6 protein-coding genes are annotated in these 19,160 nt (G+C 60.1%); 2 read left to right on the forward strand and 4 right to left on the reverse strand.

Annotated features, from left to right (window positions below; all coding sequences use genetic code 11):
- Positions 1-10: 10 nt before the first annotated feature.
- The 4 genes from ACA073_RS15935 to ACA073_RS15950 form a co-directional block, all read right to left on the reverse strand.
- Positions 11-1,135, reverse strand: coding sequence for an efflux RND transporter periplasmic adaptor subunit (locus ACA073_RS15935; protein WP_497397612.1), 1,125 nt, complete (start codon positions 1,133-1,135; stop codon positions 11-13).
- Positions 1,136-1,901: 766 nt separating this feature from the next.
- Positions 1,902-3,329: a sensor domain-containing diguanylate cyclase gene (locus tag ACA073_RS15940; RefSeq protein ID WP_497397614.1), complete on the reverse strand. Its 1,428-nt coding sequence runs from the start codon at positions 3,327-3,329 to the stop codon at positions 1,902-1,904.
- A gap of 624 nt (positions 3,330-3,953) precedes the next feature.
- A complete protein-coding gene (locus ACA073_RS15945) occupies positions 3,954-4,382 on the reverse strand; it encodes a hypothetical protein (RefSeq protein ID WP_497397616.1) in 429 nt (142 codons plus the stop codon).
- Between the two features lie 189 nt (positions 4,383-4,571).
- Entirely contained in the window at positions 4,572-15,398 is a 10,827-nt protein-coding gene (locus ACA073_RS15950) for a peroxidase family protein (protein WP_497404120.1), read from the reverse strand.
- A gap of 678 nt (positions 15,399-16,076) precedes the next feature.
- Between ACA073_RS15950 and ACA073_RS15955 the strand changes: the two genes are divergently transcribed.
- Both ACA073_RS15955 and ACA073_RS15960 read left to right on the forward strand, forming a co-directional pair.
- Positions 16,077-17,813, forward strand: coding sequence for a type I secretion system permease/ATPase (locus ACA073_RS15955; RefSeq protein ID WP_497397618.1), 1,737 nt, complete (start codon positions 16,077-16,079; stop codon positions 17,811-17,813).
- Positions 17,814-17,819: 6 nt separating this feature from the next.
- A complete protein-coding gene (locus tag ACA073_RS15960) occupies positions 17,820-19,160 on the forward strand; it encodes an HlyD family type I secretion periplasmic adaptor subunit (protein ID WP_497397620.1) in 1,341 nt (446 codons plus the stop codon).

Below are 19,160 nucleotides of genomic sequence, written 5' to 3' on the forward strand. Positions count from 1 at the left end.
CGGCAGGGCCTCACTGTACGACGACCTTCACCAGCGAGCCGTCATCCAGTTTGTCGGCGCCTTCGGTAACCACCTGTTCGCCCGGCTTCACAGCGTTGTCGAGCACCGCCGAGACATCGCCCATGGCCGGGCCGGTCTTGATATTGCGCAGGCTGGCCATGGTGCCGTTGACCACGAACACGAAGTCCCCCTTGCTGCCGTGCTGGATCGCCCGGGTCGGTACCACGGCGAATTGAGTCAAGGTGTCGGCCTTGAGGAGCGCGTTGACGAACTGGTTGGGAAACAATGCATTGCCCGAATCATCGAACTGCGCCTTGACCTTGATGGTGCCGGTGGTGGTGTCCACCTGGTTATCCAAGGCCAACAGACTGCCGGTGGCCAGCAAGTTCTTTTTATCGCGGTCGTAGGCCAGCACGGTCACCGCGCCACGGCCCATGGCCTGGTTGATCGCGCCCAGGTCATCCTCGGGCACGGCGAACACCACGGTGGCCGGGTTCATCTGGGTAATGACCACAATGCCTGTATTGCTGGTGGTGGTGACGTAGTTGCCGGGGTCCACCAGGCGCAGGCCGACTCTGCCGTCGACAGGGGAAGTGATGGTGCAATAACTCAGTTGCACCTCAAGGTTCTGCACATTGCCCTGGTCGGCGGCCACGGTGCCCTGTTGTTGCTGGACCAGGGAGGCTTGCGTATCAAGGGTTTGCTGGCTGGTAGAGCCGGCCTTGACCAGTTCGCGGTAGCGCGCCAGGTCGCGCTGGGCGTTACTCAATACCGCCTGGTCGTGGGCCAGGTTGCCCTTGGCCATCGCCAGCTGGGCTTTCAAGGCACGGTCGTCGATTCGGGCGATGATCTGGCCCTTGCTCACGCGCTGGCCTTCCTTGAATTCCACACTGCTGAGAATGCCGTCGACCTGGGTGACCACGGTCACACTGCGGGTCGGCGTGACGGTACCGAGGGCGTCGATATAGACCGGCACATCATGCAAGGCGGCCGGTACCACCGCGACCGGTTCACCAGGGGCCAGCGGCTTGCCTTTGTGCTGGCCGCCAAAGAAGTGCACACACAGGGCAATCAACAACGCGACCAACAACGTGCCGACTGCCCAGGCGAACGTACGTCGTCTGCTTTTCTCCACGGGTTTCTCACTCGAACGCCGAAATCAGGAGGCCGCGCCAAGGCCAAGTGGCACTCCGCTGATTGAAATCTAACAGCGCGTTCGGTCTATGTTTGTACAACCGTGTATGCGTTCAGCATCAAGACAGGAAAAGGCAGCTGCAGCCCCCCGTAACGCTAGGGCGCGCACAGACAATCAACGAAACCTGTAGGGTGTCAGCGCCGTGCGGCCTGTGGTGATCCGGGCGTTTGAACGCCACTTCCACCGGCACAACAAGCCGGCTTGCGTGCTGACACAGCCATCGCCGCTGACCAGATGGGCGCGCAACGGTGGCTGCGTCGGGGTCAACGCTGCCGATGGGGCAGCCGAGTGACGGAGTGATTACGGCTGATAAAGCTACGCGCCCCCCCAGTTGGCCACGCCGCCCATTGGCGTCGCGGCGAGTGGAAAGACGAATTCTGGGAGCGTGGCTGCAAGGTCAAGATCGAAGCCAAGCGAGATGTGTACAAGTAAGAGGTCAAGTGTGAGCACGATGACTGAGTGCAGTGGTTGGGTTGGTGTAGCGACTAAGCGCATCAACTGTGCATCAACTGTGCATCAACTGTGCATCAACTGTGCATCAACTGTGCATCAGCAATGTCCGCCACAGCCAACGGATTGGCAACAGGCAGCAATCGGCCAAAAGTGGTCGAATCCGAGCGTCATAAATAGGCGATCGAATAACGCCCGATGCTGTGCGAAAAGCTGATTATCGGTGCCGACGCTTTTAGCGACTTCAAGATGATGGTCAGGGCAGAGGTTGGAGGCTGGTTTTGATGGTAGTGACTACACGGTTACGGCCTGCGTGTTTAGCGTGATACAGGCGTTGATCCGCTGTACGCAGAATGGCCTCGATCGTGTCGCCGTCGCGGCCAGATTGCGATACGCCGATGCTCACTGTGACCACGGTTGACCGCTGCAGACCCTGAAAAGAATTATTGGCAACGGTGCTTCGCAGACGCTCGGCGATTACGTGCGCGCCTTCAAGCGAAGTCTGAGGTAGCAGTATCATGAATTCTTCCCCGCCGACTCGGGCTACGCCGTCATACGGCCGGATCGAATCGAGGCATTTCTCCACGAAACTCTTCAGGATGTCATCGCCCACCTGATGCCCGAAGCGATCGTTGATGGACTTGAAATTATCCAGATCGAGTGCCAACACGGAGAACGGCGCACCGCCGCGCGCGGTCCGGCCAAATTCGACTTCGACCCGTTCCATGAACCGACGCCGATTATCGGCACCCGTCAGCGGATCGGTCGCCGCAAGGTGCCCGAGTTCCTGATTGGTGCGCTGGAGTTCCTGCAGAGCGCTCTCGGTGTACGCCATCGCTTCGGCAAGACGCACCATCAACTCCTCTTGGCTGTAAATCTTCGAGAACGACCGCGTGGTAAGAAACGCTTGCACCACCCCATAGCTCAACATGAAGAATCCACCGGCGAAGACCGCATGAGCGAGCCACCACATATGGTTCCACGGACGTGCAAGGATGAAGGCGAAAGAGGAGAGCGCAAACGCGGTGACCGAGATGACAAAAATCATCATCAGAGGCGAACGGATACGGCGCAGCAGGAGCATTGTCACGGTCAATAGGGAAAGAACGAGGGCACCACCTTCCATCGAGAGGCGTACAGCGGGATTGCCGGCGATCGGCGAATACGCAACGTACGCCACTGCCACGTCAATCAGCAGGAACAGTCCTATCCAGGTCAACCACGGGCGGGCCTTCATTCGTTGGTCCGCGGCATCGGGTGGGCGGTGGTACGACAGCATTCCGACTAACAGCAGAATCGACATGACCAGTCGAGAGGCCGGCCCATAGAGCAGGAAGAGCCAGATATTGTGGTGTGCTTGCCCAGTGAACGCACCATGCAACGCGTAGATTAATACGAAACCGAGAAAACCAAGCGTCATCCATCGCAGCAGCGGATCTCCCGATGACTGATAGCAGCGCCACGTTACGTAAGTAACAAACAAGCCTGCCAAGGTGGCTGTCGTGATCGCCAATATATGGAACAGGTGATTTTCAAATATAAGGGTGGGGTCTTGAAAGAAGTATAAGTAGCCAATCAGATAAGCCGGAACAAGCGCAAATCCTGCCAGCAGCAAGTAGGCGTAAATCTTGACCACGAGACGAACGGCTTCAGGTGGCTCGCCGGTGGCGATGAGATTGCTCATGGTTCCCTCCAGTTTTCTATCCATTTAGCCAGCACTGGTTTGGTGTTGGAGCCGCCTACGTGCCAACGGTCCCTCGCTGTGACAGGCAAGGGGAACAATTCAACACTAGCTCAATTTGCAGACCAGGGCCCGTTGGTGAGGACATTCATCAGGCCACCCCCTTATTTTTAAGACGTCTGGTTTATGGGTCTGATCAAGCCATCGCCCCACGTTGATCCCCCATAAACGGGCAGTATTACCCGCATTCTGTGTCAACTTTTGTGCTGGAAAACTGGCCAAGGATTCAAGTTGCGCCGCCGACGGGGAATTATGGGCTGTTTCATTTTTTGGCATAGAGAATGCTGTGCGTTCACTGACGCATTCATTGAAAATTTGAAGTTGTTACCACTAGACAAACAGCGTTCCCGGGGCACTCCCCATGAATAACCGTTGCCCTGCTAAAACACCTGCGCCGCAGATCAGCCGCGCATTGTCAGCCCTGCTGAGGAGTTACCTTCATGCGAAGTGAGCCGCTCATCCTCTCGTTGGTACTCATGTTTTTCATCTTTTCGATAGGCGCAGCCTGGGGTCTTATCAGCTTGTTCAGCTGTTAAGAGTCAGTGGCAAGCAGTCATCACGTTAGGCTTACAAGCGGCGGGCGTGTCGAAAACCGATCAACAGAAGCAGGGCGAGCAGACCGAGGACAACTCCACAACCAGTAGCCGGTTCTATCACTGGCGCAAGGTGATCTTCTTCGCAGGCAGCGCTATTGAGTTGCTCGACGGTAATTCGCTGAGATTGCGTAGAAAAAAGCGTTTGGCCAATCAAGATCTCCGCCTCTTTCTCCAGATCCAACACCTGATACTTCCAGAGCGTTGTCGATCCTTCTCGGCAGTAGGTAAACGCGGTGGGATTGGGGGCGGCGATTATACAAGCGTCGTTGATGCCCAGTTTTTGCAGTGTTTCTGTTGCGGATCGGGTGAAGCCCAGGTCGAAGACCGGAATAACCCCGGTAGCAGAAGCGGCGAGCGAAACCAACAGGCTGCTCATGGCGCAAGTAGCTGAAATGTTCAAGGCTGGATTCCCCTTTTCCATTCCCTGGTCAAATGTTGATCAAGCGTTTCCCACGGCCCGACATACAGATTTGCGAGTGTGGTTCACCCATTTTCAAGCTGACAAATGGCCACTCTTTTTTATAAAAAGGAGGGCATCCATGCCCTCCCCTCCGCTTTCCACGCGTCTGCAACAGTACTGATCAGGACCTCAAGTGGCGAGAATGAAGTCTGTGGCAGTGACGGTTGTCGCATCGGCCACACCGACCAGGCGGATGGAGTCAGCACCTGCGAAGCTGACGAGGGTATCCGCACCGACATCGGCGACGGTGACGCTGCCGGCAAAGGTCGCAGCAGTGATGTTGAACGCGGAGATATCGAGGCGGTCCTGCCCTCCTCCCGCGATGGCATCGAAGCCGAGGATCTGATCGGTCCCGAAGCCCGCTGCGAACATGAAGATATCGTTGCCACTGCTGGCAACCATCATGTCGTTGCCGGCACCGCCCGTGACCGTATCGTTGCCATTACCGCCATCGATAAAGTCATTGCCGATACCACCCAACAAGGTGTCGCTAGCGTCACCACCCAGCAGCGTGTCGTTGCCGTCGCCGCCCTGCAGCAGATCGCTGCCGGTACCGCCATCCAGGCTGTCATTACCCAGCCCGCCGAGCAGCGTGTCGTTGCCTGCTCCACCATTCAATACATCCGCCCCGTCACCGCCGTCGAGGCTGTCATCGCCATTGCCGCCGTTCAGGGTATCTATGCCAATGCCACCGAACAGTTGGTCGTTACCGCCGTCGCCATTCAGTGTGTCGTTGCCGCCGTTGCCGGTGAGGATGTCGTTGCCGCCGCCACCATTGAGGGTGTCGTTCCCCGCCCCGGCGGTGATGACGTTGTTCAACCCGTTGCCGTTGCCGGCGAAATTGCCGTCTCCGGTATAGGTCAGATTCTCGACATTACCGCCCAGCGTGTAGCTGGCCAACGACGTCTGCACGGTGTCCGTACCGCCACCCGCCACCTCGACCACCACATCCGCGGCTGCATCGACGATGTAGGTATCGTTGCCGGCGCCCCCCACCATCCGGTCAGCACCCGCACCGCCGTCGAGGAGGTCGTTACCCACCCCGCCGGTGATGGTGTTGGCCTGCGCGTTACCGGTACCGGTGAAGTCACCGGCGCCGGTATAGGTCAGGTTCTCGACGTTGGCACCGAGCTGGTAGCTCGTCAGGCTGGTTTGCACCAGATCGGTACCACCACCCAGCGCCTCGGTGACAAGGTCACCGACGTTGTCGACCACAAAGGTGTCGTTGCCGGCACCGCCGTTCATGGCATCCGCGCCGAGCCCGCCGTTGAGGGTGTCGGTGCCGTCCTCGCCATTGAGGATGTCGTTGTCGTTACCGCCGTTGAGGATGTCGTTGCCAGTGCCGCCAAACAACTGGTCGATACCGGCCAGGCCATTCAGCGTATCGTTCCCGCCCAGGCCAAGCAGCACATCGTTACCTGCTGTGCCGGTGAGGGTGTTCGCCTGTGCGTTACCCTGCAGCACTACGCCACTCAGTACCGCAACCGCCGCCGTTGCCGCAGAGGTCAGCGACTCCAGCGTGCCGAAGCCGTCGTTGTAGCGCACGATCACCCGCAGTTGCAGGTTGCCCTGCGCCACCCCCGGGGTGAAGGTCGCAGCGGTCGCGCCGCTGATGTTGGTGAAGGATGTGCCGACACCTTGCTGCCATTGGTAGCTGAAGGTGCCCAGCCCGTCCACATCGGCAATCCCGCCGGTCAGCGCGGTCAGTTCCTGCCCTTGATCCGGTGTCGTGTCGCTGATCAGCAACGCGCCTGTCGGTGCATCGTTGACGTTTTCCACCGGCCCCAGGATGTTGGACGAAACGCTTTCGGCCACACCGAAGTTATCCACATAACCGATCACCACGCGCACTTCCTTGTCGACCTGAGCCTGGCCAAGCGCGAACGTGCTACCGGTAGCGCCGGCGATGTTGACGAAACCAAGCCCGTCGTTCGCCTGCCACTGGTAGGTGAACTGCGGATTGCTGCTCAGGCCATCGGCGTCGATGATGCTCGACGGGTCAGCGGTCAACACCTGGTTCTGCACGGCAAGCCCGGTAACGGTCGCCCCTTCGGTCGGTGCACTGTTCCCGGACGAATCGACGATCTCCAGCGTGCCCTTGGCATCCTGGTACACCGCCCGGACGCGGATGTTCAGACCCGCCTCATCGGCCCCCACCCGGAAGGTGGTGCCAGTCGCCCGCGACGCCTCGCCAGCGGCGAGGAAGGTGATGTCTTCATAGACACCCGTGCCGGGAATGTTTTCGATCTGCCAGTAGTAAGCCACCCCACCGGTTACCGCGCCGGTCGGATTGGTCGCGCTTTGGTTGTCCGCGTCGTGTACCGCCGAACCGCTGACGCGCAGCAACTGGCCAGCGACAGGCGTATCTTCACGCGCACCGGTAGCCGCATCGAGGATGGCCAGATGACCCGATGGGTCATTGTTTTGCGCGGTGCCGACTCCGGACGATAGCGCCACGTCAGCGAACTGCAGACGCTCGATGCCCGTCAGGCGATCGACGCCATCACGCCCTGCCACCGAGTCGGTCACAATGACCGTGTCGCCATCGATCTCGACGCCGTATTCCGCAAAACTACCGGAGAACAACGCCGTGTCGAAGCTGTCATTGCCGGTCAGAATCTCCCGCACGATGACCAACTGGCCCGGGTTGTAAGTACCGTTCAGCATAAACGGCACCAGTGGCTCCATGCTGTCGAACGTGGCGATTTCCGCGCCAGTGCCATCAGCGTTCGCCCGCACGCTGATGCGTACGTTCAGCCACTTGTCACCATCGATGATGTCGTCACCACCGCGACCTTCGATCAGGTCGCTGCCGCTACCGCCGAGGATGATGTTGCCGCCATCGAAGAACGTCGCTCCGTCGGGCAGCAGATCAGCCAGGCCGTCGATCAGGTCGATGTTGGTCAACACACTGCCGGTTGCACCCGCAGTGGGCAGCGACGTGGCATCTTCGTTGTCACCGCGCAGGAAGTCGCCGTGGGACGAACCCGACAGACCTTCCATGATGTCGAAGCGCACCAGCGCCGAAGCACCCGAACCCGGCACCGGCGGAACATCGAAAAAGCGGTCGGTGAAATCGATGGACACGCCTTGGGCAAGCCCCTTGAAGGTTGCCCAGTCATAGCCGGAGCCGCCGATATAGCGGTCACCCAGGCCGAGACTGCCGACCATGATATCGTCGCCGCCCTCGCCGTTGAACTTGTCGTTCTCGTTACCGCCGATGTACACATCGTGGCCGATGATAGGGTCGTTGCCGAGCGGGTCGAAGTTGTCGCCAGGTGCACCGTCCGAGGTGCCCTTCTCGATCCAGTCGTCGCCTTCGTTACCCATGTCCTGTTCGTTGGCTTTGCTGCCCAGGATGAAGTCGTTGCCGTGGCCACCAATGGCCTCGGAGGCGTCCTCGCCGGTCACGATGAAGTCATTGCCGAACCCGCCAATGATCAGGTTGACGCCGTTGCCACCGTGCAGCACGTCGTTGCCGTCGCCACCCTGAATGTTATCGTCACCGCCCTTGTCGGTGATGATGTCGTCGCCGGCGCCACCGCGCAGTTGGTCGTTACCGTCACCGCCTTCGATGCGATCGTTGCCACCGTCGCCCCAGACCGTGTCATCACCTTCACTCGCGATGAGGATGTCGGCGCTGTTGGTGCCGCCCAGCACGATGTGCTCTTCACCGGTGTATTTGATGTAGTTGGTGTCCGACCCTACGGTCAGCGGGTTGTCGCGGAACACTACCTGCTCGCCGTTCTCGCCAAGCGGATCGGCGTTACCCAGGCCATCGTTGTATTGCTTGCTCTGGTCCCTTTCCAGATAGAACCCAGGGTCCGAGAACACCAGCCCCGGCAAGTGCGTGGCCGAGGTGTTGGCCATGATCAGCTTGGCGAACGAGTTGCTTTCCAGTTCGGCATTCATCGACAGGCCAGCGGTACGCTCCAGATAGTAGAAGCGGTCGCCGTCCTGCAGTTTTTCCAGCTGGTTCTCGAACACGAAGTTGAAGGTGGAGCCTAGCATGCCGCCGAACGGAGTTTTCTCTTCGGCCAGGCCGCCGATCCAGAGGTCGATGGCATCGACCCCCGTGACAGTCACACCCTTGAGATCGTCGGCAGTACCCATCAGCCCATCCTTGCCGGCCCGCGTCACGTTGGCCCAAGTGCCAGTGCCGTTGAGGAAGTCCATGCGGTCAGACGGCGCACCTGTACCACCGAATACCAGCGCCATGGCTGCAGCGCGTTTGCCTTCCAGCGTGGTCGCCGCCGTGATCGTGTCATGCGTGCCATAAGCCGCGATGAAGTTGATCAACGACTCCGGATGCTTGAGGTGCTGCACCAGGTCGACCCAACTGGTGTACGGCTTGAGTTGGGTATCACCGGTCTGGCTGTAGATGTCGCGGCGTATCGCGTTGAGTGAGGGAATCCCCACGTCGCGGCCACGGGCGATGTTGATCGCCGGCAGGTCAAGCGGCAGGCCGAGCAGGTTGTTGCGCAGCGCCTCGGTGACGAATTCGTCGATTTCGTTACCGGCTTGCCGAGTCACCCCACGTATGATCGCACTGGTCGCATCCTCTGGCGTCACGCCACTGGCGGCGTACGCCAACGGGTTGAGGAACGCCGCGATCAAGCCAAGTTGCTGATCGGGATCAGCGCTGTTCGGATCGCCAACTACGTTGAAATTGACGTCATAGCGATCGACGGTCTCGGTCAGCATCGAGTGTCCAAAACGGTACACGGTGTGAGCGAACTCGGCGACGATCGAGGCATCGAGGTCGACGTCATAGACTTGGGTCGGTGCAAAGAACAGGTCGACGTTGGGCTGGATGGTTCGCGCGAATTCCTCGAACACCAGGTGCTGATACTGCATCTCGGTGCCGAACTTGGCAGCCTGGAACAAGCGCTCGCCATTCCACACCAGCGCATCGATCTCGGCCTGGTTTGCGGGCAACCCGTTCACCGGAGTTAACAGCCACTCGTTGAGGAAGGCCAGGTCAGCCGAGTCGAGCACGGTGTCCATGGTCTGCGCGACCAGCCGATTGTGCTCGGCGTGGAAGATCGCATGCACCGCTGTCAGGCCGATGTTCTCGTTGACCCGACCGTCGCCAGCGATGTAGTGCGCATCCAGCAACTCGTTGTCGTAGGCCTGGTTGGCCCCGGTCTGCGGATTGACCGGCACTGCGTTGCCAATTTCGGTACCCGCGTCAGGCACGAGCACACCACCGCTGAACACCGGCGCCGCGTTGTGGGCAATGTCGGCGAGGAACTGGTGACCGGTGCGCACCGCATTGGTCAGGTCAACGGGGGCAAGCGGATTGCCCTCGACAAGAACGTCATCAGCCGTGCCGCCCAGACCGTCAACACCCTTCATCACGACCATCGGGAAGCCGTTCGGCCCCTTGATGAAATTGCCGTAGGCGTCGGTCGCCAACAGCGGGCCGCTATTGACGTCGGCATCGGTAAGACGAATACCCAGGATGTCGTTGGCTTGCGCCTTGACCACCTTCCAGGTCGCCATACCGCCGATTTCGGTGTCGTCTGCGCCTCCAAACTTGCCGTCCGCCCCCAGGTCACGGTTAGTGATCAGCCTGCCGGTCGCGATGGGGCCGTTGTCGGTCAGCTCATAACCGCGCAGGAATACCTGGTGCGACGGGTGCGAGCTGTAGGTCTGGTTTTGGTCCACGAACGGCGACGTGGTGTTGGTGTGTTCACGGATGTCGTCGGCCGTGCCGAGAACGCCGTCCGCCCCTGGCTGATTGGTCGCGCGGGACAGCACCATGAAGTTGGTGTTGCCCCCTGGCACATACAGCGGATCATCCGGTTGTAGCGGGATGAAGATGGTGCCCGAACCGCCTTTGGTCAGCAGGTCCAGCCCATGATCGAAGAACTGCCCGAAGAAGGTCATCCAGGCGTTGAACGGCGCGGACAACCCTGCATCCGGCGCGGTGTTCTCGAACAGGTACACATCATGGTCGTCGGCAGTACCGAACTGACCATCCATGCCGGGGCTGGCGACTATCCGTGTGCCCTCCTTGAGTACGTCGTCGTTACCCGGCGTGCCGAAGTTGAGCACACCGTCCGCACCCACGTCGTAAGCCGTGGCGTAAGCCGCCGGGTTGTTCGACGTCTGGTCGACGATCAGATTACTGATGGTGCGCGGCTGCGAATCAAACACGGAGCCGCTGGTCTGCTGATACGACGACCCCGGAATGGCCGGCGAACCGGGGCCGAAGAAGCCGGCAGGCGCACCTTCCGCCGGATTGAAGACCGGATCGCTCACGCGCGGGAAGACGTTGTCGGCGGCACCGAACTCGGTGTTGTCGATGCCGTTGAGGTTCATCAGGTTGTTGTTCGAGCCATCGACCGTACGCAGACCCAACGGCGCGCGGATATTCGGGATCAGCGAAAGGATGTCCTGACCCGCCGCGTCCGCCTCGGCAATCTTGATCTGATCAAGAATGAAGTTGAGGTCGGAGCGGACCATGTGCAGGCCCTCGCCGCCCTCGGTGGCATTGACTACCGGTGTCTGCGCCGTCGGCACAACCGGCGCGCCGGGTTCCACCACGGCAGTCGGCTGCGAGAACAGCACTTCAGTCGTGCCATGACCATCCTGATAGATCGCCTTGACCCGCAGTGACAGCCCGGCAAGATCCGGGGAGACCTTGAAGGTGGTGCCGTCGGCGCTCTGGAATGCCAGGTCACCGGCAGGCAGCAGGATGATGTCTTCGAACACGCCGGTGCCAGGGTCGGCTTCGAACTGCCAATAGTAGGACACCGAGGCGTTATTGATAAAACCCTGCAGATTACCCACCGCGATGTTGTTCCCGTCGCGCACCCCGGCCACGCTCACCGTCAGTGTGTCGCCCACTGTGATTGCGCCGCCGTTTCCATCCGTGACGGTCGGCCTGCCCGTCGGTTGTGCATTCCCCGCCACCAGCACTCGCTGTGTATCGGCGAACTGCAAGCGTTCGATATGCAGCAAGGTATCGGTGCCGTCGCGACCCACTTCGGTATCGGTCACCGTCCAGACATCGTCCGCCACACTGGCCGTGCCGCGGTTGTCGAGCGTCACCACATACTCGGATTGAAGCCCGGTGAAAATGGCAGTGTCAAAGGCCGCCCCGCCCGTCGAGGTGCCGGGCAGGATTTCCCGCACGGCCTTGAGCTGACCCGGGTTATAGGTGCCGTCGAGCATGAACGGGATCATATCGACCATGCTGTCGAAGGTGGCGATCTCGGGGCCGGTATGATTGACGTCACCGGCGTCATACACCGCAATTCTGACGTTGAGCCATTTGTCGCCGTCGATCAGATCATCACCACCGCGGCCCTCGATCAGATCGCTGCCATTGCCACCCAGGATGATGTTGCCCGTGGCAAAGCCGGTGGTGGGCAGACCGGCATCGGCCAGAAACTGCTCCAGTCCGCGGATCAACGACACATTGGTCAGCGCACTGCCCGTGGTGCCACCGTGGTTGATGATGGTGTCCGCATCAACATTGTCGCCTTTGAGCACATCGCCGAATTGCGAACCGGACAAGCCTTCGACCTCGGCAAAACGGTCGAGGATCGAGGCCGGCGACGCGCCGACCGGATTGAACGGCCCGTTGTTCTGGTTTGGCGCGTTGCCGTGTGGCTGCGCCAGCGCGGCCATGGTCAGGTCAACGGTCACGCCGACCCTGTCATTTTTGTGGGTCACCCAGTCGAAACCGGACATGCCGTCCATATTGTCCTGGGCATCGCTGCCGACAAAGATGTCATCGCCACCCTCGCCGATCATTTCGTCAAAGCCACCACCACCGATAAAGATGTCGTTGCCGATCACATCGTCATTGAGCAACGGCGAGGCGTTATCGCCAGGCGCGCCGTCCTGAGTGCCTTTCTCGATCCAGTCATCACCTTCGTTGCCGGTTGCTGGCAGGTTGGTCTTGGCACCGAGGATGAAATCGTCACCCTGGCCGCCGAAGGTGGTGCTGACGTCTTCAGTCGTGATGATGAAGTCCTGGCCATCGCCCCCCAGGATCAGGTTGCCTCCAACCAGCATGCTACCGGCGACGATCACATCGTTACCGGCATTGCCTTCCAGACGGTTGTCACCGAACGAGTCGGTGATGATGTCATCGCCCGCGCCGCCAAGGACCGCATCGTTCCCCGCGCCGCCTTCGAGGCGATCGTTGCCGCCGTCGCCATAAACGGTGTCATCGCCCTCACCGGAGATGATGATGTCATTGTCGGCGGTGCCGCCGAGGACGACATGATCTTCACCGGTGTAATGCAGAAAATTACTGTCCGTACCCACGGTGTCGGGGTTGTCGCGGATCACCAGCGACACGATTTCCACGCCGTTGATCATGAGGCCGCCCGTTGGATCGTCGCGACCGCCGACGCCCAGGCCAGTGTACTGATTGGCCTGATTCACCTCGAGGGTGAACGTCGGCGTCAGGAACACGGTGTTCGACAGGTGGGTGACATCGGTGTTGAGCATGATCAGCTTGGCGAAGGAGTTGTTCTCCAGCTCAGTGCCGAAGTTCAGTCCCGCGACGCGCGACAGATAGTAGAAGCGGTCGCCGTTCTGCAACGCTTCCATCTGGGTTTCAAACACGAAATTGAATGACGAACCGAGCATACCGCCGAACGGCATCTTCTCTTCGGCGAGGCCACCGACCCAGAAGTCGATGTCGTCAACGCCGGTAATCGTTACACCCGTCAGGTCGTCTGCGGTACCCAGCACTCCATCCCTGCCGGCCGTCGTGACGTTAGCCCAGGCGCCGCTGCTATTGAGGAAATCCAGGCGATCAGCCGGCGCACCGGTGCCACCGAATACCAGCGCAAGGGCAGCATCGCGTTTGCCTGCGAGCGTAGTCGCGGAAGTAATGGTGTCATGCGTGCCATAAGCCGCGATGAAGTTGACCAACGACTCGGGGTGTTTGAGGCTGTCCGCCCAGTCAGCCCAACTGATGTACGGCTTGAGTTGGCTGTCACCGGTTGATTGGTAAAACTCACGCCGCGCCTCATTCAACGTGGGGATGCCAGTGTCGCGACCACGCGCCAGGTTCAGGGCCGGCAAATCGAGGGGCAGACCGAGCAGATTGTTGCGCAACGCTTCAGTGACGAACTCGTCGATCTCGTTGCCGAGCTGGCGGGTCACACCGCGAATGATCGCCCCTGCCGCTTCGTCCGCGGTAGCCCCGCTGCCGGCGAACGCCAGCGGGTTAAGGAAGGCCGCGATCAGCCCCATTTGCGAGTCCGGGTTGTTCGGGTCAGTGAGCAGCGGATTGAACTCGGGGTCGAAGCGATCGACCGTCTCGGTCAACATCGAGTGACCGAAGCGGTACACCACGTGAGCAAACTCGGCGAGGATGGCCGGGTTGATCGAGGTGTCATAGCCGTTGGGGGCCAGGAATTCGTCGACCTGCGGCTGAACGGTCCGTGCGAACTCCTCGAACACCAGATGCTGGTACTGCATCTCGGTGCCGAACTTGGCGGCCTGGAACAGGCGTTCGCCATCCCATACCAATGCTGCGATTTCGGCGGGTGTAGTCGGTATCGCCGCAACGTCGTCGGCCAGCCACTCATTGAGGAACGCCAGATCGCCGGAGGCCAGAATGGTTTCCTTGGATTGCTGGACCAGGCGGTTGTGCTCGGAGTGGAACACATGGTGCACGGCGGTCAGGCCGATGTTTTCGTTCGCCCGGCCATCGCCGGCAATGTAGTGAGCGTCGAGCAGCTCGTTGTCGTAGGTCAGGTTGTTGCCGCCCGTGCCCGGTGGCTGCGCATTGCCAATATCGGCGTCAGTATCCGCCTGCAGAACCCCGCCGACGACGACCGGCGCGGCATTGTGGGCGATGTCGTCGAGGAAGCCATGCCCAGTGCTCACGGCGCTGGCCAGACTGATCGGTGCATCCCGGTTGCCTTCGACCAGTTGCGTGACGTCATCAGCCGTACCGGCAATACCGTCATCGCCGTTACTGATGCGCATCACCACCTGCGGCATACCGTTCGGGCCCCGGATGAAGCTGCCATACGCATCGGTCGCCAGCAGCGGCACGTTGTGCACATCGGCGTCAGTCAGGTTGATGCCGAGAATGTCACGAGCCTGGGCCTTGACCACTGCCCAGGTCGCCATGCCGCCATTTTCGGCGCCACCATCATCGTTAGTGCCGAACTTGCCATCGTCGCCCAGATCGCGGTTGGTAATCAGGCGACCTGTTGCAATAGGGTCACCTGCCGCGTTGAGAACGTACTCGCGCAGGAACACCTGATGCGACGGGTGTGAACTGTAAGTCTGGCTCTGGTCTACGAACGGCGAGGTGGTGTTGGGCTGGCCATCATCGGCAGTGCCGACAATTCCGTCCGCGCCGGCTGTACGCACTGCCCGTGGCAGCACCATGAAATTGGTCGGGCTGCCCGGTACGAACAACGGATCGTCCGGCTGCAACGGAATAAACACGACGTCGGTACTGCTCTTGCTGAGCAGGTCGAGACCGTGGTCGAAGAACTGGCCAAAGAAGGTCATCCACGAGTTGAAGCCGGCGGTCAGACCGGCGTCCGGCGACTGGTTGGGGATGAAGAACACTTGCTTGTCGTCATCCGTACCGAAGACACCGTCGGGACCCGGGCTGATCACCGGGTCGGCACCGCCGTTCGCCGCAACCGCGGCCGGGTTGTTGGCGGTCTGATCATTGATCAGGTTACTGATAATCCGTGGCTGCGGGTCGATCACCGACCCTGTCCCGGCGTAGGCCGCCTGATACGAGGGATCAAGCAGACGCACGAACGAATTGTCCGCGGCGCCAAACCCACTTTGCCCGGCGACCAGGTTGTTGTAGCTGCCATCGACGGTACGCAGGCCGAATGGCACCTGAGTGTTGGGTAGCAAATCACTGAGGCTGGCGCCGTCGGCGTGCGCTTCTGCGATGAAAATTTGCTTGAGGATGAACTCCAGATCGGACTTGTTGAAATTGGCCATTTGCTTGCCCTCGATCTCTTTGGGGAAGGACACGGGACGATAAGAATCCGCCCACGCCCAGTCAGGTGCTGACTTGCGCAGTGTGTTGGTTCATTTTTTTTGGCGAGAGCAGTCGCGGGAAGGCAAAGCCATTAAAAGGCCCCCCCGGGATGCACGCCTGGAATTCGCGAAAGAATGGCTCGCTGTGCGATCAGGCAGAGCGAACCCCAGCCCTGGGCGGGCCATGGAAACTTGAAGTCAGGGCGAACTTCCTGAACAACCCCTTCCCTCTGCAGCAGAACGAAATGATCGACATGGAGTGCTCCCCCTCGGGAAAATCTCAGCGCCTTGCGTTGCCAAAGAGTTGACAGGCTTCAGACGGACAGTGACGTCAATGAATAAGACTAAAGGTGCATAGCAAAAAATTGTCAATTTTACGACGCACAAACCAGACGATCGGCGCCTGACCTTTCAACTAGCTGTTTTTAATAGACTTATAGAAAGTTCGACGCACCATTAGAGCGAAATGTTATTTCGGGTTGTTTCGCAGCAACCTACGCTGCTGGCATGGGAGCAACGCAGAAATTGGCAGGAGATTCGCCTTAGAGCGAACAGCCTGCGTCGACGGCTGCCTGCGGAATTACACCTATTTAGCTATTGCGCCGCGAGGGCAATCGGCTTTTTAAAGAGGGGCCAGCCATGCACAAACAGTCGAGCACCCGATCCGAACTGGCCGACGCGCTCTTTCGACTCCGCCGCAGTTTTTATTCGTTGGCAGGATTCAGCGGCGTAATAAACGTCATGATGTTGACGCCAGCCATTTACATGCTTCAGGTCTATGATCGAGCCTTGGTCAGTCGAAACGTCACAACGTTGACGATGTTGACCTTTCTGGTGATAGGCCTGTTCTTGCTGATGGCCACGCTGGAAATGTTCCGCACCCGCGTGATGATCCGGGTCGGCAACTGCCTCGACATGGACCTCAATCGGCGCATTTTCACCGCAGCATTCGAGCGCAACCTGAGCCGCGCCGGAGGTAATCCGGCCCAGGCCCTGCAGGATCTTGCGCAGGTGCGTCAATTTCTTACCGGCAATGGCCTGTTCGCTTTCTTTGATGCGCCATGGACGCCGATTTACCTGCTGGTCGCCTATCTGATCCACCCGCTGCTCGGACTGGTCACGCTAATCGGCTCGTTGATTCTGGTGGGCCTGGCTTATCTCACCGAGAAGGCGACGCAAAAGCCGCTGGCCGAAGCCAATCAGGCCGCCCTCTCCTCCGCCAACTACGCCAACAACAACCTGCGCAACGCCGAGGTCATCGAAGCCATGGGCATGCTGCCGTCGATTGGCAAGCGCTGGTACCAAAGCCATTTGCGCATTCTGGAAATGCAGACCCTGGCCTCCGACCGTGCCGCCATGATCAGCAGCACCGGACGCTTCGTGCGGATCACTTTGCAGTCGCTGATCCTCGGCGCCGGCGCGCTGCTGGCGATCGAAGGCAAGATCACCCCCGGGATGATGATTGCTTGCTCGATCCTCACCGGCCGCGCGCTAGCCCCGGTGGAACAAGTCATCGCGTCGTGGAAGCAACTGCTCGGTTGCCGTTCGGCTTGGGGCCGTTTGAACGAAATGCTGAACGACTATCCGCGCCGGCCACCGAGCATGTCGCTGCAGCGGCCGTTGGGCATGCTGGCGGTGGAAAATGTGTATGCCGGTGCCCCCGGCACCAGCAACACGATTCTGCGCGGCGTGAGCTTCAACCTTTCCCCCGGCGAAAGCATTGGCATTATCGGTCCATCCGCCTCGGGCAAATCCACCCTCGCCCGCCTGTTGGTCGGCGTCTGGCCGGCACAGGCCGGCAAGGTGCGCCTGGACGGCGCGGACATATTCACCTGGAACAAGGGCGAACTTGGCCCTTGGCTCGGTTATCTGCCACAGGACGTGGAGCTGTTCGAGGGCACCATCGCCGACAACATTGCGCGCTTTGGCGAAGTGGACAGCGACGCAGTCATCCGCGCCGCCAGAACGACTGGAGTGCACGAGATGATCCTGCGTTTCCCGCAGGGTTATGAGACTCGTCTGGGTACCGATGGCAGCCCGCTTTCCGGTGGCCAGAAGCAGCGCATCGCCTTGGCCCGCGCGCTGTATGGAGACCCCAATCTGATTGTGCTGGATGAACCGAACGCCAACCTCGACGACGTCGGTGAAAAGGCCTTGGTCGATGCACTGGCTCAATTAAAAACCCGCGGCGCCACCGTCATTCTGATTTCCCACCGTCCCAATGTGCTCTGCGCCGTCGATAAGGTGCTGATGCTGCGCGACGGCGGTGTGCAGATGCTCGGCACTCGCGATGAAGTATTCGCAGAGCTGCGCAAGGCCAGGGTGATGCCGACAGGCCCATCGACTCCGCTGGCCTCCGTCAAAGCACGGGAGTAACCGATCATGCAAATGAGCCAACACACCGACATGATTCTCTCCGACCCCAGGCACCTGGTTGATCTGGACGTCGGCAAACCCATGCGCTGGGGCATGTGGCTGGTGCTCGCCGGCTTCGGCGGCTTCCTTCTGTGGTCCTGGCTGGCACCGCTGGATGCCGGCGTGGTCGCGACAGGCACGGTCAAAGTCACCAGCAATCGCAAAGCCGTACAGCATCTGAGCGGCGGCACCGTGGAGGCCATTCTTGTTCGCGAAGGCGATGCAGTGAAAAAAGGCCAGGAGGTCGTCCGCCTCGACTCGCTGCGTGCCGTTGCCGAACAGGGTGCGGTCAGCGCTCAGTACATCGTCAGCAAGACGGTGGAAAACCGCCTGGAAGCGGAACGTGACGGCCACGATGTGGTGATCTACGATCCCGAATTGCTCAAGCGCTTCGGGAATGACCACCGCCTGGTGGCCGCCATGAATCTGCAACAACGCCTGCTGGACACCCGACGTGCCGGCCTCGCTGGCGAAATCAGCATCCTGCAGGAAAACCTCGCGGCGTCGGCGGTGCAGCTCAAGGGTCTGCAGCAGGTCTATGGCGCCCGCGCTTCGCAGATCAACTTCCTCAATCAGGAACTGAAAGGCACCCGCGTGCTGGCGGCCGAAGGCTATGTGCCGCGCAACCGCCTGCTTGAGCTGGAACGCAGCAATGCCGACCTCTCCGCCGGCCAGGCCGAGAACCTCAATAACATCGCTCGCGTGCGTAGCCAGACCACCGAAATCAAGCTGCGCATCCTGCAGCGCCAACACGATTACCAGAAGGAAGTCGAATCGCAGCTCACCGACACCGCCAAGGAAAACACCACCCTGGCCGACCGCTTGCGTGCGCTGGACTATGAAGTGACTCACACGGTGATTCGATCGCCCATCGATGGCATGGTCCAGTCCCTGGCCATTGCTACCGTTGGCGGGATCATTCAGCCCGGCTTCAAGATCATGGAAATCGTGCCGGACAACGAACCGCTGCAGGTCGACGCGATGATTCCCGTGCAGGCCATCGACAAGATGGTCCCCGGCCTGGCCGTGGACATTGCCTTCCCGGCGTTCAACCATGCCCAGACGCCCAATATCCCCGGCCGTGTGAAGACCGTCTCCGCCGACCGCCTGCTCGACGAGGAAAGCAAGCAACCGTTCTATCTGGCTCAGGTAGAAGTCACGCCCGATGGCATGAGCCTGCTTGGCAGCAATCACATTCGTCCCGGCATGCCCGCCAGCGTCACCATCAAGACTGGCGAGCGCAACATGATGAGCTATCTTCTCAAACCAATGCTCGAACGTGTCGACAGCTCCTTCAAGGAACAATGA

It is taken from the genome of Pseudomonas sp. LBUM1670 (assembly GCF_059695695.1).